Origin of the sequence: Clostridium sp. DSM 17811, assembly GCF_018861905.1 — a bacterium.
Classification (GTDB): domain Bacteria; phylum Bacillota; class Clostridia; order Clostridiales; family Clostridiaceae; genus Clostridium_AD; species Clostridium_AD frigoriphilum.
Window position 1 is genome coordinate 154871 of sequence record NZ_JAHLDU010000005.1, and the last position, 22153, is coordinate 177023.

The window sequence follows — 22153 nt, forward strand, 5'->3', positions numbered from 1 at the left end:
AGGGCTAGGGGAACTTTCGAGTAAAAAAAGATCAAGATGAATGGGGATGATACTTATGATTAAATTGTTTAGGTTTTTAAAACAGTATAAGCTGCAGATAATAGTAATAGTTATATTAACTTTTGTTCAAGTACTTGCAAATCTATATTTACCTACGCTAATGGCTGATGTAGTTGACAAAGGTATATCACAGAAGGATGTAATGCATACTGTTTCGTTTTTAGGATTTAGTGGTACGTATAAAGGGATAGATTATATTCTTAGAATAGGCGGACTAATGCTAATATTCTCAGCAGGGGCTGTTATATGCTCAATGGCAGTTACATTCTTATCATCAAAGACTGCTGTAGGGCTAGGTAGAATTATTCGTAGTAAATTGTTTGCTAAAGTTGAGGGATTTTCGCTACATGAGTTTGATAAGGTTGGTACTGCTACCCTTATAACAAGAACTACAAATGATGTTACTCAGGTTCAAACAGCATCAATAATGATTTTTTCTATTCTGCTTCCTGCTCCTTTAACAGCTATAGGTGGTATTATTATGGCGTTAAGAGAGGATATATCACTAAGCTTAATTTTTGCAGTTGTAATTCCACTACTTGGAATAATTATTGCAATAACTCTTAAATTTGCTATCCCATTATTTAAAGTTATGCAAGTGAAAATAGATAAATTAAATCTTGTATTACGTGAAGGACTTACTGGTATTAGGGTTGTACGTGCATTTAATCGTATAGATACTGAAAAGGCTAGATTTGATCTAGCTAATACTGATCTTATGGACAATGCTGTAAAAGTTAATAAAATTATGGCGTTTTTAATACCTATAATAATGTTAGTAATGAACGTTACAACGCTTGCTATAATTTGGTTTGGTGCTAAAAGAATAAATGTTGGAAGTATGGAAGTTGGTTCATTAATAGCATTTATACAATATGGAATGCAAATTTTAATGGGGTTCTTGATGCTTGCTATGGTGTTCATTATGTTACCAAGGGCTCAAGCCTCTGCGGTAAGAATAAACGAAGTGCTAGAAATGGAATCTGAAATCAAGGATCCATTGAATACAAAACTAGCTGATACAAAAAGTGGATATGTTGAGTTTAAGGATGTAACATTTAGTTATCCTGGCGCAGAAAAGCCAGCTATTAATCACATAACATTTAATGCTAGTCCTGGCGAAACGACTGCAATTATTGGCGGTACAGGTTCTGGTAAATCAACTCTTATAAATCTAATACCACGTTTTTATGATGTAACTAGTGGTGCAATACTTATCAATGGAGTGGATGTACGTGAAATGAGTCAAGAAAGCCTAAGGGCCAAAATAGGATTTGTGCCTCAAAATACTGTACTATTTTCTGGGACAATTGCTGAAAATATTAAATATGGTAATAATGAGGCTTCTATTGAAGAAATAGAGCATGCAGCAAAAGTTGCACAAGCAACGGATTTCATTTGCGAAATGGAAGAAGGATATGAACATCAGATTGCTCAAGGAGGTACAAATGTTTCCGGTGGTCAAAAACAGCGTCTGTCTATAGCTCGTGCTTTAGTTAGAAAACCAGAAATATATATTTTCGATGATAGTTTTTCAGCGCTTGATTTTAAAACTGATGCAAAACTTCGCGGGGCACTTAAAGAAGAAACGGTAAAATCCACAGTAATAATAATTGCTCAAAGAGTTGCAACTGTTATGGATGCAGATAGAATTATAGTAATAGATGATGGTGAAATTTGCGGCATAGGAACTCACAAGGAACTTTTAACTAGTTGTAAGATATATCATGAGATTGTATCGTCACAGCTTTCAGAGGAGGAATTATCATGAGTGCAAACAATAAAGAAAATAAATCAGCAGGTGGAATAGGAGACTCAGACGGCCCAATGGGATCGCTTGCGAGTCCTAAAGCTAAAGCCAAAGATTTCAAAGGGACGCTTAAAAGACTTTTAGGTTATTTAAAGCCACAAAGAACTAATTTTATTCTAGTATTTATATTTGCGATCATCAGTACTATTTTTACAATAGTAGGACCTAAGATTTCAGCAAAAGCGATAGACAAATTGGTTGAGGGTATAACAAACGTAAATGGCGTTAATATAGATTTCACATATATAAAAAATATTATCCTTATATTAATTGTATTGTATTTAATAAGTACAGTTTTCGGCTTCCTTCAACAATATATTATGTCCGGAGTTGCGCAGAAAACTGTTTACAATATGCGTCTTGAGGTTGAGGATAAGTTATCAAGGTTACCTCTTAAATTCTTTGATGCAAGAACTCACGGCGAGATATTAAGTCGTGTAACAAATGATGTTGATAATATATCAACAACGCTTCAACAAAGTCTTACACAACTTATTACGTCTATTGTTACGATAATTGGTATTATCGTTATGATGCTTACAATAAGCCCAATAATGACACTAGTTGTAATTTTAACATTGCCATTATATATTGGTGTGACAGCATTAGTCGCAAAAAGGTCTCAAAAATATTTTGCAGCGCAGCAAAAAGAAATTGGAGAACTTAATGGTCATGTTGAAGAGATGTACACTGGCCACAAAATCGTTAAATCTTTTGGACATGAGAAAGATTCAATTGAAGAATTTGAAAACATAAATGATAAGTTATATGACGCGGGCTGGAAAGCTCAGTTCATATCTGGGATAATAATGCCTATTATGAAATTCGTTGGTAATATAGGTTATGTAGTAGTTTGTGTTGTTGGTGGACTTTTAGCAACACAGGGTAAAGTCACTATTGGTAATATTCAAGCCTTTATCCAATACTCTAATCAGTTTACACAACCAATAGTTCAAACTGCTAATATTGCTAATATCATCCAATCAACAGTAGCTTCAGCTGAGCGTATTTTTGAATTGTTGGATGAGGTTGAAGAACTTGAAGAAACTTCTGCGACTAAAGTAATTAAGCTTCCTAAGGGAGAAGTTAAGTTCGAACATGTTGATTTTAGTTATAATTCAGAAAAATCACTTATAAAAGATATGAATATTGATGTAAAGAGGGGACATACAATTGCAATTGTTGGACCAACTGGTGCTGGTAAGACTACGCTTGTTAACTTGCTTATGAGGTTCTATGAAATTGATGCTGGTAAAATTTCAATAGATGGAGTTGATATAAGAGATATAAAACGTGGAAATCTACGTAATATGTTTGGTATGGTACTTCAAGATACTTGGCTATTTAATGGTACTATAATGGAAAATATTGCTTATGGTAGAGTTGGCTCAACAGATGAGGAAGCTATGCAGGCAGCAAGAGCGGCTCATGCACATCACTTTATTAAGACTCTTCCTGATGGATATAATACAATACTAAATGAAGAAGCATCAAATATATCACAGGGCCAAAAACAACTTCTCACTATAGCTAGGGCAATACTTGCAAATCCAACTATTATGATACTTGACGAAGCCACAAGTAGTGTCGACTCAAGAACAGAAGTTTATATACAAAGGGCTATGACAGAACTTATGCAAAATAGAACAAGTTTTGTAATTGCACATAGACTTTCTACAATTAAAGATGCAGAGTTAATTTTAGTTATGGATAAAGGAAGTATTATTGAAATGGGTAACCATAATGAGCTTATTGCTAAAAATGGATTCTATGCAGATCTTTATAATAGTCAGTTTTCTGGGGCAAACTTAGATAATGACGTAGTATAAAATCTTCATTTTAACTTATTATATATTTATCAGCTAAAGAAAAACTTAAAAATATTATAAATAAAGTGAGGGATAAATATTATGAAAGATGTATGTGTAATTACTGGTGGCGGAAGCGGAATGGGATTTGCGGCGGCTAAACTGGCGGGAAAAGATCATTATATAATTATTTCAGGAAGAACTATTGAAAAATTACAATCAGCACTTAATGAGTTAAAAGCAGAAGGAATTGAGGCAGAAGCTTTTGCTTGTGATGTATCAGATTTTGAATCGGTTACAAAATTGGCTGATCGTGCAGGTGAAGTTGGAAAAATAGTTGCGGTCATTCATTCAGCGGGGTTATCACCACATATGGGTGATGCACAAAAGATTATGGAAGTTAATGCACTTGGAACTATTAATGTGAATGAGGTTTTTAGTGCTAAAATGGGAAAAGAAACTTGTATTCTGGATGTTGCATCTACTTCGGCATATATGTTGCCGGATGAGTCTTTACCTGTATCGGATTATGAAATAAGTTTTACAGATAAAGAGCAATTTATAAAAAAGATGGTAGAATCAGTAAAGCATTTTCCAGAACATATGCATGCAAGCATTGCATATCCCATATCTAAAAATTTTGTAATCTGGTATGCAAAAAAATGTGCAGCGCTATATGGAGATAAAGGAATCCGTGTAGTATCAGTGTCTCCAGGAAATATAGAAACACCGATGGGGAAATTAGAATCTGAAGGAGCAGATAAATTAACAAAATTGTGTGCAATTAAAAGATTTGGCTATGCCAAGGAAGTTGCATATCTAATTAATTCTTGTATTGATAAAAGAAATGGATTTTTAACGGGTACGGACATACTTTGCGATGGAGGACTAATATCTGGTATGAAATCAATGAAAAAGTAACAACATTCTGCAAATAACTAAGACCTTATACAAATATTAAAGGAGGAATAATAATGAAACTTAATGAAAGAATTGCAATAGTAACAGGGGCTGCGTCAGGGATGGGAAGGTCGATTGCCATTCTATATGCTAAGGAAGGAGCGAAAGTGGTAGTATCAGACATTGACTTGGAAGGTGCAAAAGCAACAGTAGCTGAGATTGAAACAAATGGTGGATCTGCTATGGCGGTATTAACCAATGTAACCAAAGAAGAAGACATACAAAACTTAATTGATACTACCGTTAAAGTTTATGGCACAGTTGATATACTAGTCAATAATGCAGGTATAATGGACAATATGGCTGCAGCTGGGGATGTTACAGATGAACTATGGGATAGGGTATTTGCAGTTAATACTACTTCAGTGATGAGAGCTACTAGAAAAGTGTTGCCGATATTTTTGACTAAAGGAGCTGGGGTAATCATCAATATAGCTTCAGTAGGTGGCCTTCGTGGTAGTACAGCTGGTGCTGCATATACAGCTTCCAAACATGCAGTGGTAGGCTTTACCAAGAATACAGGATTCCAATATGCAAAGGAAGGAATCCGATGCAACGCCATAGCTCCAGGCCCCATAAAGACCAATATCAGTGCATCTATGGGAAATGTTAATCAGCGGGGTGCAGCAATATGTAATACTGGAATGAGTCTGATTCAAAGGCTCGGTGAGCCGGAAGAAATAGCCGGAGCAGCGCTTTTCCTAGCAACAGACGATTCCAGTTTTGTTAATGGTACGGTCTTGACTGTTGATGGCGGTTGGACTGCTTATTAAAATTGTTTTATGATTTTTCTTGAAAAAAAGAGTTACCTTTTCTAATGATAAAGTGGACTCTGTGTCAAAGACATTTTAAAAAAAGAGACTTAAATAAAATACCCTCCTGTCATAAATATGCTGTGAGGGTATTTTTCTATATGTTTATGGGATATTCAACGGGTCTTAAGTAAGTTACGTATTGATTTGGTGATAATTTTGCTAGTCCCATTGATAATGGTCATTGTTGTAATAATCCATATAATCATCAATCACAAGCTTTAAATCTAAGATACTATAGAATCTTTCAAGATGTATTTCATCCTTCATATGTTCAAAGAATGATTCCTGTGGAGCATTGTCCCAACAGTAGCCTCGCCTAGACATAGACTGGCGTAGTTTCTTGTCTTTTAAAAGCTGTCGAAAAGATATGCTTGTAGCCATGATTGTAGAAAAGGTAGTTATATCGGTGAGAAGTATCATACCAGGACCATGTTCTTGGAACTCTCGGGTTACCAGCTTTTCAGAAACATTGCTGGTTTTCATGGCTTTTGCCATACGTCGATATGGATTTGCCTTTCATATTGGACATATTAGCCTGTATTTGTCCATAAAGCGCTGTATTTTTTTGCGGTTCATTCTAATTCATTGATTCAGAAGGTGACGCCCCGAGTTATTTTTTCTTATGTCTTCAAAGCATTCCGGCCTTAACTCACAACGTTTCAGTCGGGTTACAATGCTGACTCTTCGTTTTCTTCCAAGTATAAGATGATCAGGACCCATATCATCTAAAATTTGCACTGGCAGTTTTCCACCAAGATATTATTCCTCAAATTCTTCTTTGAATTTTTTTTGTATAAGTAATTGATTTCGCGCTTACCTTCCGGACATATGTATTCTTCAGAAGTTCACTCTGTTGTTCTTCAGTATAATAAGTTCTCTCCATAGCAGCACTCTCATAACTTGATGTACTAAGTATAACAAAAAAGACCCTGTAAAATAGCGTCAGTTAATTTATTTGAGACAAGTATGTCTCTTTCTTTAAACTGTCTACCTTATAGGGCCATTTTAATTTATAGATGCTGTTTCTTTTGGTAAAAATATTATATTTAATAAACTAAATGTAGAAAAATATGGATTATACATGAAGGCTGCGTATACTTTGGAGGATTACTAATTATTTATTTTATCTTACAGTGGAAGGTCTTTCTTACAGAACCATGAGCTGCCTATTACATATGAAGCTACTGCAATTCCAATAGGGAATATCATTTTAAAAATCCAGTCATTCACTCCGTATAACACTGACTTATAATCATAGAATGAACAAATTGTGAGGTATTTGAAATTCTCTAAGCCACCTATGCCAAGATTACCAAACATTGATAGCATATTTGCAAGAACCATAACTCCAATAAATGTTCCACTAAATCCAATAGAATACTTTGATGCGTTAAATATGCCTGAAAATAGGAAGCAGACACTTGCCATTGCAATGCATACCATAAGTGCTGAAATATTCACCTGCAAAATCATTGTGTTTGTAAGGTTTCCAGTTAATTGTTTGTAGCCTAGTTTTGCGAGTGCAATTGGGGTAACATTATTTACTATTAAATGTCCAACTGTTTGAACTGCAAACATAGCAACAAGCGAACCAGTCAAATAAATTATCTGAGTAAATACTACAGTGCAGCGCCTTGTTGGTGTTGATAGTACATATGCCATGGAGCCACTGTCCACCTGGCTGGCTAACAATTTGTTAGCTGTAACCAGTACATAGATTCCAGGCAGGATTGTGGTCATCATTCCATAAAAAATGACAAATAACATGGACTGCGTCATTTCCATGCCTGCAAACTGAACACATAACAATGTCATAACCAATGTCATTGCTCCCCATATTACTGAATTTGATTTAACTGTTTGTTTAAATAAAGGAAAACTAAACATATTTCTGTACCTCCTGTTTTTCTATAATGTTTGTGTAATACCATTCCAATGTATATGGCTGATAATTAATATATCTAATGTTATAAGGTTGCAAACTCTTAAAAAGTCTGTTCATTTGTGTATCATTTATTTTGATTACCAGATGATTGTAATTTTCATTTTGAGTTAAAATCTCATAATTGCATTTTAAGAACTGTTGGTATTCTTTTGGGACAGCAAACCCAATTTTATATTGCTTATCCATATTTTCCTCATACTGTGCACGATCTACGATATTAATCATTTTGCCATTATGTATAAATGCAACTCTGTCACAAGTATCTTCTAATTCTTTAAATATGTGACTACTTAAAAAAATGGTTTTGCCTTTTTTCTTCTGTTCCAGAATTAATTCAATTAATTTATCACGCATCATGGGATCCAATCCTGTCGACGGTTCATCCATAATTAGAATATCCGGCTGCGACATAAATGCTGCAACAATTGCAGTTTTCTGCTTCATTCCTTTACTCATTCTTTTTAAACTGGCATCTGAATCAAGCTTAAACATATCAATCAGTTTGTTCATATATGACAAATCTTTGATTCCTAAAAAATCAGCCTGGATTTTTAGAAAATCAGTTCCGGTTCCAACATCGGGAAAATCAATCTGTCCGGGAATATATCCTACGGACTTTTTAATTTCATAGGCGTCTTTCCAGCTGTCATTTCCATTGATAGTAATTTTACCATTCTGTGGTTTTATAAAACCCATCATATTTCTTATTGTTGTAGTTTTTCCACTCCCATTAGTCCCCACGAGACCAAACACTTCGCCACGCTTTATATCAAATGAAAAATCAAATATTCCTCGCCCATGTCCATAATCCTTGGTAAGATTACTGATGTTAATGATTTTTTCCATTAGTCACACCTCCAAACTTCTTATCACTCTTATAAAAATGCATGAAATATTCTTCTAATGTTACTGGATTTTCCACAAAAAATTTCACATTATAACTTACTATAACAGCGAGAAACTTATTCACGTCTGCATCTTCCATAACAATTTCTACTTTTAGTTGCTTCTCATTCATGCTTTCAAATTCAAACTTTTCATTCAGGAATCTTTTATAATCTTCCTTTCCTATAAATGTAATCTCTACAATTTTACGCAAGCCATGTTTTACCTCAGCTGCATCAACAACAGAAACTATTCTTCCATCCTTTATAATTGCAATTCTGTCGCAAAGTGCCTCTACTTCAGCAAACATATGACTCGAAAGTAAAATCGTTTTTCCTCTTTTCTTTTCATCTTTAATAAACTCTATGAATTTCTCCTGCATAACTGGATCTAGTCCACTAGTTGGTTCATCAAGCAGAAGTATTTCAGGGTCATTCATAAATGCTGCAATTACTGCAAGCTTTCTTTTTTCACCAATACTCATTCGCTTAACATTTTGCTGTAGATCTATTTCAAATATTTCGGAAAGTTTTATTACTCCTTCCTGATTCTTGGCTTTTCTTAGTCCCTGCATCATATCTATAAATCCATTTCCATTCAATCCTTCTGGAAGTTCTACCTCCCCGGGAAGATATCCTACACTTTTCAGAATCTTTGCATAATCTTTTCTACAATCCATTCCTAATATTTTCGCATATCCTTTTTGTGGTGCTGCAAAACCCATAAGATGTCTAATCGTTGTTGACTTCCCTGCGCCATTTGGTCCAAGGAACCCTAGTGTTTCACCTTTATTTACTTCAAAGGTCACATCATAGATTCCACGTCCGTGACCATAATCTTTCGTCAAATTATTAACTTCAATCACTGCCATTTCTTTTCCTCCCTTGTTGTCTATAATTGTATTATACTTATCTAAAGTAACATGAACGTAAACAATTTTTATTTATTCCTGGTATATGTTAAAATGATTTACATACTTCATATATAATTTCAAATAATCTCAAAATAATAATAATAATCAATATAAACAAATTGATACAAAAAAACACATGAAAGGAGGACATTCGTGGCAATAATTTTAATTGCAGAAGATGAAAAAAATTTACAAGTACTATTGGATGAACGTCTAAAACACTATTATACAATTATTCTTGCTAATGATGGAATTGAGGCAATGGATATTCTATTATCCAGACATATTGATCTTTTAATCGCAGATGTGATGATGCCGAAAATGGATGGATTCCAATTATTAAATGGAATCAGACAGGATGGCATGAAACTTCCAGTCTTGATACTGACTGCAAAACAATCTTTTTCAGATAAACAAACTGGTTTTACATTTGGAACGGATGATTATATGACAAAGCCCGTTAATTTTGATGAACTTCATTGGCGTATTGATGCCCTGCTTAGAAGAGCTAATATAGCATCACAGCGCATTATCCGCATTGGTGATGTTACGCTTAACGAAGCTAATTATACAATTTCAAAAAACAGTATGACTATAGAACTGCCTCCAAAAGAATTTGACTTAATATATAAATTTCTTTCCTATCCTGGCATGATATTCACAAAAGCCCAACTTCTAAATGAAATATGGGGCTATGATTCAGAGAGTAGTGAAGATACAGTAAAGACTCATGTAAGTCGTCTACGCAATAAGCTTGTAGAATTTCAGGAATTTCAAATAGTAACAATTAAGGGACTTGGTTACAAAGGTATTATTATAGATAATTAAGAAGGGAGACCCCTGCTATGAAGAAGTCTAAAAAAAAATTAAAATCTAATTTAGGATTACTTGGATGGATGAGGATAGAATGCATGGTTGTGGTTATCGGTTCTATCCTAATATACGAATTAACCGATTTTATTACTAACTACGTTCTATATAAAAATTATGACTATAAACCTATTTCAGGAATTGGAATGTTTTTTCCGATGAGTATTCTCGTATATGCTATTACCACGGCTTTTTCCAGAACACTCTATCATCATATTTCTGAGTTAACGAATGGAATATCTAAGATTGCGAAAGGCGAATTTAACGTCAAATTGAACGAGAGTAGTGGTGGCCCATTAAAAGAAGTCTACCATAACTTTAATATCATGTGTGATGAACTAAACAGCATTGATACATTAAGGAATGATTTTGCAAATGAATTTTCACATGAATTTAGGACTCCTATTGCCTCCATTAATGGATTCTCCAATCTATTATTAGATGGAAACTGCTCACAAGAACAAGTAACAAAATATCTGTCCATAATTGCATCAGAGAGTGAACGGCTTGTTGCGCTTACACAAAGTCAGTTATTATTATCAAAACTTGATTCCCAAAATATTGTGATTAACAAAACTAGTTATTATTTGGATGAACAGATTCGTCAATGCGCTATTATGTTGGTTTCTGAGTGGGAAAAAAAGAAACTTGAAGTTTCTTTTGAATTGCCTAAAATTCCATTCTTTGGAAATGCTGACATGATGAATCATTTATGGATTAATCTATTAACTAATGCAATAAAATACACTCCTGAAAATGGAGAGATATTTATTCAATCTCGGTCAAATGATAGCGAGATTGAAATTTCGATTAGTGATACTGGCATAGGAATGACAGATGAACAAATTGAACAAATTTTTAAAAAATATTACCAAGTGGAAAACAGTATATCCGTAAGCGGTCTCGGTCTTGGACTACCAATTGTAAAACGAATCATTATGCTTAACAACGGACAGCTTAAGGTAACTAGTACTCCTGGTGAAGGGAGTACCTTTACTGTTGTTCTTCCGCTTGAAAACGCATAGTAATTCCTAGAAACATCCAGTTAAACAATATATGTTTGACTGAGTAATTCTATCTGTAGTGATTAGCTTTTCTCAATAAATAAAAAAGTTTTAAAGGGGATCCTTTATCTGCATTTTATAAAAAAAATGAAATTACAACATGTATATTAAACACTATGAAGATTTACAAGATGATATTTATTTTGTATCATTTTGGCAATTAGATTAAAAAGCAAATGCTTGTGAAATTATGAGAAGTATATATTATTTGTGAGCAACTTGGAAAAAGGAGTACAGGAGTGGATATCGTACTTATAGAAGATAAGGAGAGTAATCTGGAAGTACAAATAAGGTACCCGATTATGCATATTGATGTACTAGATAGTGTAACCACACTTTTTAATAGTCGATTAAAGCAACATTAACCATTGATGAAAAGGTTATCATTACAAGAACCTATATTCTGGAAATTGGATATTCACTACGATTGGTAGGGGTAAGAAAGGATGCTGATTATATCAACAAAAAATTGACAGAGTGAAAAAAGAGGGAAAAATAGGAACCATAGAGGAATAATTAGATATTAGAAAATAGTAAAAAGCTGCCGGAAGGTGGCTTTTTGTAAGTAATGACAGTTTATTTGTAACACGGGACAATTGCTATTGCATGTGGTATAAGAGATTGTTAGGATATAGCTGAGCAATTATAAATGAAAGAAACTGTCAAAATGAAAAAGTACAAAATAATTACTTCTTTTAAACGAGGTTTAGCACGAAGGGTTGGTAAAATAATTTTGATTTCATTTTCTCTCATTACTCTATGTATCATTGCACTTGCAATTATTTTATTAGTACAAAGCGCAGGAAAAGTAAAACCATTTATAGATAAAAACGGAAAAGCAATAAAAGGTAGTATTTCGCAAAAGTTTATGTTGAAATTAACGGAGTAAAGATGGGAATGATTATTAAAAGTAAGAATACATCAAATCCAGTACTGATTTTTGTTCACGGAGGCCCCGGTATGTCGGAATATCAGCTTACGGAGACATATCCTACGGAACTTGATGAATATTTTACGGTAGTATGGTGGAATCAACGGGGCTCAGGTTTATCCTATAGCAGTGATATCTCAGCAAAAGCATCTGAGTTATATCATGCCTATATTGGTGTCTGACAAATATCAAATCAAATGGAATCAGAGAAAACTGCATACAAATATATGATTATACAGTAAACTATTCGATGTCGGAAGCTTATCTTAAAAAACTTAGTGCACCTGTAAAGGGATTTTATCTTTTTAAGAAATCTGCCCACAGTCCAATATTTCTTTTCTTTGAATTCTTTTGTATAGGCAATTGAATTTGCACTTACATTTTGAATATTGGTTCGTAGTTCGCTCTGTTGTTCTTCTGTAAAATGATTTCCCCCATAGTATCACTCTCCCAACTTAATGTATTAAATATAACCAAAAGACCCTACAAAGTAGAATCAGTTAATTTGAGAAATCTAGGCCTTTTTTTTTAACTGTCCACATTATAGGGTCCATTTTATGATTAGAAAAGGTAGCTATTTCTCTATAATTCGGAATTATTATTATAGAATATGATGTTTATATAACAATAGACATGATACAAGATTCTTTAACTAAGTTTAATAATGATATAATAGTAGGGAAGAATATTAATGTAATTAATATAAGCCACTGTTGGATAATTCCCTCGCTGTGATTCAAGGTATATTAAATAGGATTTATAGTATTAGATGAAGTATCGAAAGGAGTGGTTATTAAAATGAAAGTTAATTCTTTCAAAAAATTATTTATTAAAATTAAATCGTTAAATCACAAACTTCAATATCAGGTTTTAGTTTCTTTCTTAATACTAATATTTATTCCAACTATATTAGTATTAGTTATAATGTATAATATATATTTTAATTTTATTAGCGATAAGACTCAAATGTATACATCGCAATTGATTAATCAAGTGAATATTACCATAGATTCAAAACTTATGATATATAATAATCTTACAAGGCAAATATATTCCAATAAAGCTATAATCGAAAGTATGAAAAAACCATATAAGGATACTTATGAAAAATATGAGATTCAAAAATCAGTAGCGGATATAATGTTAAGCCTAATTAATATTGATAAATATGTTCTTTCTTCCTATATAATGACTAATGATGGACGTGTTTATTATAGTGGGTATGGTACCCCCTATAATGATGGAAACTATGAAAAGATAAGAAAAAAAGCTTTTGAAGCAGATGGTAGAGTTGTATGGATTCCTACTGAAAAGTTACAATCTATATTAAACGATATGGGTTTTAGTGCTGTGAGGGAAATTAAATCACAGAATGGAACAAAAGTTGGTACACTTGTATTAATAATTAGTGATAGCTTTTTTAATGATATTTACAAGAATATTAACTTAAGTAAAACCTCTACTAATATTGTAGTTTCCCAAGATCTAACAGTAGTTTCATCAATGGACAAGAAATTAATAGGAAAACAATTAGAGAATGATTATTTAAAAAAAGCTGTAAAATTAAAAAATGGTAGCTTTGTTGAAAAAATAGGGAATAAAAAAACTCTTATAGTATTCTCTACATCTAATGTTACCGGATGGACATTTGTTTCTTATATTCCATTACATGAACTTCTTAAGGAAGTATATTCAATAAAGAACATAATATTAACTATAATTGTTATTTTTATAATTTTTTTATCCTTTCTAATTTATATATTTCCTAAAAAAATAACTAAACCTATTAAAAATCTAAGCGAAAAAATTAAAATGGTGCAAGAAGGCTGCTTTACGATTACTGTTGATGACACTAGTGAAGATGAGATAGGAGCTCTGAGTAGAACATTTAATGTGATGGTTAAAAAAATAAATGAACTTGTTACTGAAGTGAAGGAAAAGGAAAAAGAAAAAGGAAAAGCTGAATTATTAGCGTTACAATCACAAATTAATCCACATTTTATGTATAACACTTTAAATTCAATAAAGTTTATTGCAATTTTGAATAAGCAAGATGCAATTAAGAAAATGCTTAGTGCATTTATTAAACTTTTAAGAAATGTAGCTAAAAATGGTGATGAGTTAATAACAATTACAGAGGAAATTGAGTTACTAGATAACTATGTGTACATACAAAATGTAAGATTCGGGAACTTTAATATTAATTATGAGGTGCCTGAGGACATTAAAAACAATAAAATTATGAAATTTACAATTCAGCCTGTAGTAGAAAATTGTATATTGCATGGGTTTAGCGAAAAGGGTATGTTTGGAGAAATAAATATAAAAATATTCATTAAAGAAGAAAAACTGTATATTCAAATTAAAGATAATGGAATTGGTATGAGTCAGGAAGATTTAAGTAAATTATACTTAGGGAAGAGCGATAATACCTACAATAAAATGGGAATAAAAAATATAAATGACAGGATTGTTCTAAACTATAGCAATAAATATGGGATAAGCATAGAAAGTACTTTTGGGGTAGGAACTATAGTAACAATTGTGCTACCGTTAATATTATAAAATTATTTAAAGAAGGAGAACACTTTATGTGTAATATAATAATTGTAGATGATGAAATTTTAGTTAGACTTGGAATTAAATCTTATATAGAGGATTCAAAAGAATTTACTGTAGTTAACACATTTTCTAATGGTAAGGATGCTCTTGAATATTGTAAGAAAAGCAAACCTGATATTGTGTTAACAGATATCACTATGCCTATAATGGATGGAATGCAGCTAATCCAGGAGTTGAAAAAGATATATAACGACATAAAAATTGTTGTTTTAACTTGTCATGATGATTTTAAACTTATAAGAGGTGCGTTTAAGCAAGGCGCCGATGATTATATCTTAAAGTATGAAATTGAGGAAAATGGACTAATTGACATTCTATTGAAAATTAAGGAACAAATCTTTAATGAAAAAGGTAGTAGTAGTAGTAGTAGTAGTATACAAATTGCAGTAAATTTGGACGAAATGAAGAAAAGTATTATAAGTGAATTAATGAATTTACAACAAGATGATTTTGTGGGCGAAGAATTGCAAAATAAAATTTCAACATACTGCAAAAGATTAGGTTCAAATAATTTAATATTAGTTATGCTGGGAATTGATGAGGAATATGATGATGAATTTTTTGATATTAAAAACGGTTTTGATTTAAAGTCAGTAATAAGTGTTATTGATGAAATATTTAATAGATATGGGTTAGGAGAAGTTTTCATTGATAAAGATTTAAGAATCATAGTATTAATAACAATTGAAGAAGAAAATAGTAAGAAGGTAATATTTGAAAAGGTAAATTACCTAATTGAGAATATCTGTAGATCACTTAATGAATATTTTAATTGCAGTATTTCAGTTGGAATAAGTAAAATGCACAATTCATTAGTTTTGTTAAAAAAAGCATATACAGAGGCCGAAGAAGCTTTTTTATTTAGATTTTATAATGGGAAAGGCAGTATTGTTTATTATGAATCTACAATGAAATTTAACAGTATTACAGACATTAATAATATAAAAAAAATTAAAGATAATATCATAGATAAATTCAATTATAGTTTTAACAAAACGAAAATGGTTCAAGGCATCCAACAATATTTTAAATACATGACGGAACAAAACATATTACCGTCTATATTCAAACAAGAAGTAAATAGTATTTTGTATTCTATTAATTTTTATTTGGTTGAATATTTTGACTTTCGTTTAGATCAAAATATATATAATAGTAAACAGCTTACTCCTTACCGATTAATAGAAGATATTAAATATGCAAACACAATAGAAAAGTATATAGTCCGTTGTTTAGAACAAATAGAACAAAATATTGAAAAACAATCTACTCAAATAAAATTAATAAATAAGATAAAAACTTATATAGATAACCACTATAGTGAAGAACTAAGTTTGCAATTTATGTCAGAAGAATTTCATTTGAATAAAAATTATCTATGTCAGTATTTTAAAAAAGAAATGAATAAAAACTTTATAGATTACTTAACACAATTACGAATTGAAAAAGCAAAAATGATATTAAAAAATGAAAGTTTATCTGCAATTGAGGTTTCCGAAAGAGTTGGATTTAATAGTGTCAATTATTTTGTAAAGGTTTTTAAAAAAACAACAGGGAAAAATATTACAGAATATAAAAAATCTTAATTTTTGGAATCAAAATCTAAATATTTTACACATTATTCTTAATATTTGTATTTTCGATAATTGTAAACGTATAGATGGCTAATATTTTGCAGAAGTCTATAAGTTTTAACTATTATGAAAAATATTTTTCTAAGCTATAATAGAAATATAAGAAAAAGTAATTAATTTTATATAATTATAGGGGGGAATACTAATGAATAAAAAGAATTTTAAAAGTTTATCGTTTATAATTACAACTATATTAATAGGTTCAGTTTTATCAGGTTGTGGTGCTAGTTCATCAAGTACATCTAAAAGTGGTACTAAAGGTGAAACTGTAAATCTTACATTGTGGGATCATAATGAACCTTATTCAACGGCTGACCAGAAAATAATTGATTTATTTAATAAAAAAAATCCTAATATCAAAATTACGGTTGAAAACAAAGGTGAACAGTATGATACTTTGTTAAATACTGCAATACAAGCAGGAGATGCACCCGATATATTTTGGTCAAATGGTAATAAAGATAATAAACTGTCCAGTATTGTAAAAAATGGTGGAGCAATGGATTTGACTGATAAAATAGACTTAACAAAATATAACACGAATGCTCAAGCAATTCTATTTTTAAAGGATGCGGCAGGAAAGAATAAACTATATGTAACGCCAGGAGCTACAATTGATACGAGGGTTATTTATTACCATAAGGACATATTTAAAAAATATGGAATAAAAGTTCCTAATACTTTGGCAGAATTTGAAACTGCTTGTGATACATTACTTAAAAATGGCGTTACACCTATGTCTTTAGGAGAAAAATCAAGTTGGGATATTTTATTCACTTTAGAACCAATAATTGCAGGAGTATCACCTGATTGGTTGGATGAAGCTGTAGCTGGAAAAGCGAAGATCAATGACCCAAGATTGCTTAAAGCCTTAAAAAAATATGAAGAATGGAAGAAAAAAGGATATTTTACGAACAATGGATTAGGGTCAGATGCTACTGCAGCAACTCTAAATTTCGCAAAGAAGAATGCTGCTATGATTATAAATGGATCTTGGCTTGTAAGTGATATTAAAAGTAGTAATCCAGACGTGGATTTAGGAGCTTTTCAGATGCCAATGGTTAAAGGAGGAAAATCAATGGTTGTTACTTATTCAGTCGGTTGGTCAGGGTATGCAAAGACAAAACATCCGGCTGAGGTATTGAAATATTTACAATTTGCAGCATCAGTAGAAGCACAACAAGCGTTTGTTACATCTACAGGAAGTGTTCCAGGAATAGCAAGTTTAAAGGCTAATGATCAATTAACAAAGGACATGGGTACTGCTAACAGACAGGTAGATAGTTTCTATTCAATTATTGGGTACAGAGCTAAAGAGGGTTCAAATCCAAGAAAGCTTTGGGAAGATGATAGTTCAAAGTGGGTTGGGGGAAAAATAACTGCTCAGGATTTAATAAAGGAACTTGATGCTGTACAAGATTATTCGAAAAAAAGATAACTAATATTATTTTTAGAATTTAAGTGGAGTCTTAAAAACTCTGCTTTAATTTTAAAAAAACTTATATGGAGGGGTGGAATATGAAATTTTTTAAAAAAAGACCATACATATTATTTATATTACCAGGACTAATTTTATATACAATTTTTAGTGTTTATCCTATGATTGATTCAATTAGATATAGTTTTTACGAGTGGTCTGGAATTGGTCCCATGAAATTTATAGGCCTTCAAAATTATTATAAACTGTTGGTTGATCCAAGAACTTCAACAATGTTTTTATCTGCATTCATGAATAATATGAAATACATATTTTGGACTCTTTTGATTATTACCCCAATACAAGTTCTGTTTGCATATCTAATATATACAAAAATCAGAGGATACAAAATTTTTCAAATGCTAATTCTTATGCCATGGGTAATTGGCAATGTCATTACTAGTTTCTTTTTTATGATGATGTTTAATGGACAAATAGGATTAATTAATAATATTTTACAAACACTTCATCTTCAAAAGTTTCAACAAGATTGGTTTGGTAATCCTAAATACTCATTTATAGTATTGATTATAGCTGTTACATGGTCAGGTGTAGGTTATGGTATGATCTTGTTTGTAGCAAATATGAGAGATATTTCTGAATCAATTATAGAAGCAGCATTAGTAGATGGTGCAGGAGCATTAAAAAGGTTTACTTCTATAATACTCCCATTAATGTGGCCATCTATAACTAATGTGATAGTGCTTGACACAATATGGGGTTTAACTGTTTTTGATTTACCATATATGATTGCCGGAGCCAATGGTGGGGCAACAGGCTCATTAGACTTTATGAGCACATTCTTTTTTAGGTATGCTTTTGGTAATTCATTAAATGGAGATGCGGCTTTTGGTTTCGGAGCAGCTGTTAGTGTGGTAATGTTTGTTATGATATTAAGTGTAACAGTCATACAGTCGAAATTACTTAAAAAATTGGAAATTTGAGGGCGGTGGAAATATTATGAAAAAAGAATCTATTGATTTTAAATTTAGTAAATCAGAAAAAAAATGGAAAAAATCTTTTACGGTGCTGCTTGTTATGTATTGTTCATTTACAATATATATGCTTGCAATGACCGCATCTAATTCTTTTAAGACAAGACAAGATTTACTATATAATACATTTGGATTACCAAAAACAATATCCTTTGAAAGTTTTAAACATGTGTTTATGAATGGATACTTAAAAAGTCTTTTAAATTCCTTTGGTATTACAGTTTTAGTAGTTGTAGGTGCCATAGCCTTAGCTTGCTCTGTTGCTTATGGAATTTCGAAATTTAATTTTAAATTTAAAGGTTTAATATTAGCATATTTTTTAATGGGTATGATGTTGCCCGTACAGTTAAAATTAATACCTCTTTATAATATTATAAAAATGCTTAATCTCAATAATGATATTTTTGGAGTAGTAATAATAGGAATTTCAAATCTATCTCTTCCTGTTTTTATTTTATCTATGTTTTTTAAAAATCTTCCAGGAGAGTTGTACGAAGCGGGTAAAATAGATGGAGCAAGTGAATTTAGAATTTTTTACTCAATCATGTTACCACTAGCACGACCTGTTATATCTGCAGTGGCATTACTTACAACATTCGCAACGTGGAACGACTTTTTTATTCCACTTGTATTTTTATCAACTAAAAGTAATATGACACTTCCATTAATGATTAATAATTATACAGCAACATTACTGCAAAGTTGGAATTATTTATTTGCAGCAGTTACTTTATCAGTTTTACCAATAATTTTTATGTTTTTCTTTTTCTCTGAACAAATAGTTTCTGGAATTGCTAGTGGAGGAGTTAAAGAGTAGCAAAATTGATAGTTATAAAAAAGATTATGTAAAATAAACTCCCATCCCGCTTAAGCTTATATATACCAGGGTATGGGAGTTTTAAAATTAACTATATGTGATAGGAGGACTAGTGTGGAAGAACAAAGTAGAAAATGGAAATCAAAATTCATATGGCGAGACCATGGCAAAAAAAGAAATTTTAATGCAGAAAATGAAGTTGTATATTTTCGTAAAGTATTTGAAATTGAAGATATTGGATGCCGATTTTTAGCTCATATTTCAGCAGATAGCAGATATCGAATGTATTTAAATGGTGAGCCTGTAGCAGTGGGACCTTGTAAAGGAAATGGCTTTTCTTTTTATTACGAAACAGTTGATTTATCAGACAGATTACGGGTTGGCAAAAATATTATTGCAGTCAAAGTTTTACATCATCCACCAATAGGAGAAAATATTTCTGTATGGCGTTCACCTTTGGGTATGCTTGTTTTTGATGGGGAATTGACTGATAGTAACGGAACTAAATTAGAAAATATAGTTTCAGATGATTCTTGGGTTTGCCTAAAGGATGAGTCTATTCGCTTTGTGGAAGGTAGATACAATACTATGTTTTTGGGAGGGGCTGAAAGAGTAGAAGGAGAATCTTGTAACTTTGAGTGGGAGAAACTGGAGTATGATGATAATCACTGGGAGAGATGTATTTGCTATGATTCTTTAGATATTTCAACGGGGGTTTTGAATACTTGGCAGCTAACTAAAAGAACCATTCCAATGCTTTATGAAGAGCGTAAAGAATTTGTTGGAATAAAGTACGTGAATGATGAAGAAATTAAAAAAGCGGATATATTAGAAAAGTTTTCTTCAACTAATAAGGGATGTTTAAAACTTGATTCGGGAAAGCGTTTTATAGTAGAAATTGATGCAGGGATACTAACAACTGGATATATAAAGATTAGGCTAAGTGGTGGTAAGGATAGTAAAATTAAAATTCTTTGCGCTGAATGTTATGAAAATGAACCAATTGAAATACCTTGGACAAGGGACCGAGGGGTTAGAGATGATGAGAAGAAAGGCAAATTATATGGCGATATTGATATTTATAAGGTTTCAGGCAGAGGTAATAAAGATGAAAACATATTTGAAAGCTATGAGCCCTTTTGGTTTAGAACCTTTCGATTTATTAGAATAGAAATTACTGTGGGTGAAAGCCCTCTATATATTCATAGTTTTAATTATAGAGAGACAGGATATCCCCTCGAAGTAAAGGCAGAGTTTCAATGTTCAGATGTTTCCTTACACAAACTTTGGGATATAAGCATTAACACATTGAGACGCTGCATGCATGAGACTTATGAAGATTGTCCTTATTACGAACAGTTTCAGTATACTATGGACACGTACCTTCAGACACTTTTTACTTATCATGTCAGTGGAGATGATAGGTTAGCAAGAAAAGCTATTTATGATTTTCATAGTTCATTATTACCGCAAGGTTTGTTACAAAGCCGGTATCCTTCAATTGAACCTCAAATTATACCTGCATTTAATTTTTATTGGATTCTAATGTTGCATGATCATTATAGCTATTTTAGAGATAGTAAATTGGTGAAAAGGTACCGTGCAACCATGGATACAGTGCTTGAATGGTTTGATAGACGTTTAAATGAGGAAGGGTTGGTGGATAATATCCCAGATCAGTATTGGAAGTTTGTTGACTGGGTTCCAGAGTGGAGAAGTAGTAGAGGAGTTCCACAAGCTGCAAAAACAGGATCTTTGACAGTGTACAGCCTTATGTATGCGGTATCTTTACAAAAGGCTGCAGAATTAAACATAGTTGTAGGTAGAAAAGGAATAGCACAGGAGTATTTAGAAAGAGCCACAAAAGTTAACCATGCTGTTATAAAAAATTGTTGGTCAGAAGAGAATAAAATGTTCAGAGATGGACCTGCTGTAGAATTATACAGTCAACATGCTCAGATTTGGGCTGTGTTATCGGGTGCAATTGAAGGAAAAAAGGCCTCAAATCTTATGGAAGTTGCAACTAAAATCAAAACTATTGCACAAGTTTCATATGCTATGTCTTATTTTCTTTTTAGAGCACTTTCGAAAACTGGACTTTATGATAAATCCTTTGAATTGTGGGATGCTTGGAGGGAAATGACGAACTTAAATGTTACAACATGGAATGAAGACCCTGTAACACAGCGTAGTGAATGTCATGCTTGGGGGGCAGTGCATCTATATGAATTCTGTGCAGAGATTCTAGGAGTAAAACCAAGCGAGGGTAATGCTGACAGTGTCACTATTGATCCGAAACTAGGCCCGCTTACCTGGGCTAAAGGAAAAGTTGTAACAAGGCTAGGAGAAATTGGTGTAAGCTGGAAACTGCTAAATGGGAATTTTAATATTGGTATTTATAATCCTAATAAAGCCAATATAGATATGTACTTACCTGATGGAACAATTATAAAGAATTTATGTGACAAAGTAATACAACTAAAGTCTAAACTAAACTAATTCAATAGATAACATGCTGAATGTAATATAAGGAAAAAAAGTATTACT

19 protein-coding genes are annotated in these 22153 nt (G+C 32.0%); 15 read left to right on the forward strand and 4 right to left on the reverse strand.

All coding sequences use genetic code 11. From position 1 onward, the window contains the following. Positions 1–55 precede the first annotated feature (55 nt). The 4 genes from KPL44_RS08970 to KPL44_RS08985 all read left to right on the forward strand — a co-directional run bounded on the left by KPL44_RS08970 (position 56) and on the right by KPL44_RS08985 (position 5411). Positions 56–1831 (forward strand): ABC transporter ATP-binding protein, encoded by a 1776-nt coding sequence (locus KPL44_RS08970; protein ID WP_216248873.1) that lies wholly within the window; start codon positions 56–58, stop codon positions 1829–1831. Then, on the forward strand, positions 1828–3699 hold the full coding sequence (locus tag KPL44_RS08975; protein WP_216248875.1) for an ABC transporter ATP-binding protein: 1872 nt from the start codon (positions 1828–1830) through the stop codon (positions 3697–3699). The genes KPL44_RS08970 and KPL44_RS08975 overlap by 4 nt, the downstream gene beginning before the upstream one ends. 81 nt (positions 3700–3780) lie before the next feature. Continuing rightward, positions 3781–4599: an SDR family oxidoreductase gene (locus tag KPL44_RS08980; protein ID WP_216248877.1), complete on the forward strand. Its 819-nt coding sequence runs from the start codon at positions 3781–3783 to the stop codon at positions 4597–4599. 53 nt (positions 4600–4652) lie between these two features. Beyond that, complete coding sequence (locus tag KPL44_RS08985; protein ID WP_216248878.1) at positions 4653–5411, forward strand: SDR family oxidoreductase; 759 nt, start codon at positions 4653–4655, stop codon at positions 5409–5411. Positions 5412–5612: 201 nt separating this feature from the next. On the opposite strand, the gene KPL44_RS26190 is transcribed toward KPL44_RS08985, so the two are convergent. From KPL44_RS26190 to KPL44_RS09005, 4 genes are all read right to left on the reverse strand, one after another. Next, a complete protein-coding gene (locus KPL44_RS26190; protein WP_441303726.1) occupies positions 5613–5873 on the reverse strand; it encodes an integrase core domain-containing protein in 261 nt (86 codons plus the stop codon). A gap of 708 nt (positions 5874–6581) precedes the next feature. Next, complete coding sequence (locus KPL44_RS08995; protein ID WP_216248881.1) at positions 6582–7340, reverse strand: hypothetical protein; 759 nt, start codon at positions 7338–7340, stop codon at positions 6582–6584. After that, positions 7333–8244 (reverse strand): ABC transporter ATP-binding protein, encoded by a 912-nt coding sequence (locus tag KPL44_RS09000; RefSeq protein WP_216248882.1) that lies wholly within the window; start codon positions 8242–8244, stop codon positions 7333–7335. The genes KPL44_RS08995 and KPL44_RS09000 overlap by 8 nt, the downstream gene beginning before the upstream one ends. Then, positions 8228–9154, reverse strand: coding sequence for an ABC transporter ATP-binding protein (locus KPL44_RS09005; protein ID WP_216248885.1), 927 nt, complete (start codon positions 9152–9154; stop codon positions 8228–8230). Before KPL44_RS09005 ends, KPL44_RS09000 begins: the two co-directional genes overlap by 17 nt. A 195-nt stretch (positions 9155–9349) precedes the next feature. Between KPL44_RS09005 and KPL44_RS26025 the strand changes: the two genes are divergently transcribed. The 11 genes from KPL44_RS26025 (at position 9350) to KPL44_RS09050 (ending at position 22105) form a co-directional block, all read left to right on the forward strand. Beyond that, positions 9350–10024, forward strand: coding sequence for a response regulator transcription factor (locus KPL44_RS26025; RefSeq protein ID WP_216248887.1), 675 nt, complete (start codon positions 9350–9352; stop codon positions 10022–10024). Between the two features lie 17 nt (positions 10025–10041). After that, the gene (locus tag KPL44_RS09015; protein WP_216248890.1) at positions 10042–11091 is read left to right on the forward strand and encodes a HAMP domain-containing sensor histidine kinase; all 1050 of its coding nucleotides are present in this window, start codon (positions 10042–10044) and stop codon (positions 11089–11091) included. A gap of 278 nt (positions 11092–11369) precedes the next feature. Beyond that, positions 11370–11495 carry a hypothetical protein gene (locus tag KPL44_RS25755; RefSeq protein ID WP_301182949.1) on the forward strand — a complete coding sequence of 42 codons (126 nt, stop codon included), beginning with the start codon at positions 11370–11372 and terminating at the stop codon, positions 11493–11495. Between the two features lie 302 nt (positions 11496–11797). Continuing rightward, positions 11798–12019, forward strand: a complete 222-nt coding sequence (locus tag KPL44_RS25260) for a hypothetical protein (protein ID WP_253201683.1) — start codon at positions 11798–11800, stop codon at positions 12017–12019. Between the two features lie 71 nt (positions 12020–12090). After that, positions 12091–12243, forward strand: coding sequence for a hypothetical protein (locus KPL44_RS25265; RefSeq protein WP_253201684.1), 153 nt, complete (start codon positions 12091–12093; stop codon positions 12241–12243). 616 nt (positions 12244–12859) lie between these two features. After that, positions 12860–14626 (forward strand): sensor histidine kinase, encoded by a 1767-nt coding sequence (locus tag KPL44_RS09025; protein WP_216248892.1) that lies wholly within the window; start codon positions 12860–12862, stop codon positions 14624–14626. Between the two features lie 26 nt (positions 14627–14652). Further along, positions 14653–16269: a response regulator gene (locus KPL44_RS09030; protein ID WP_216248894.1), complete on the forward strand. Its 1617-nt coding sequence runs from the start codon at positions 14653–14655 to the stop codon at positions 16267–16269. Between the two features lie 193 nt (positions 16270–16462). Further along, a complete protein-coding gene (locus KPL44_RS09035) occupies positions 16463–17755 on the forward strand; it encodes an ABC transporter substrate-binding protein (protein ID WP_216248896.1) in 1293 nt (430 codons plus the stop codon). A gap of 80 nt (positions 17756–17835) precedes the next feature. Next, entirely contained in the window at positions 17836–18738 is a 903-nt protein-coding gene (locus KPL44_RS09040) for a carbohydrate ABC transporter permease (RefSeq protein ID WP_216248898.1), read from the forward strand. A 16-nt stretch (positions 18739–18754) separates the two neighbouring features. Next, positions 18755–19606 carry a carbohydrate ABC transporter permease gene (locus tag KPL44_RS09045; protein WP_216248900.1) on the forward strand — a complete coding sequence of 284 codons (852 nt, stop codon included), beginning with the start codon at positions 18755–18757 and terminating at the stop codon, positions 19604–19606. 114 nt (positions 19607–19720) lie between these two features. After that, positions 19721–22105, forward strand: coding sequence for an alpha-L-rhamnosidase-related protein (locus KPL44_RS09050; RefSeq protein ID WP_216248901.1), 2385 nt, complete (start codon positions 19721–19723; stop codon positions 22103–22105). Positions 22106–22153: the final 48 nt, after the last annotated feature.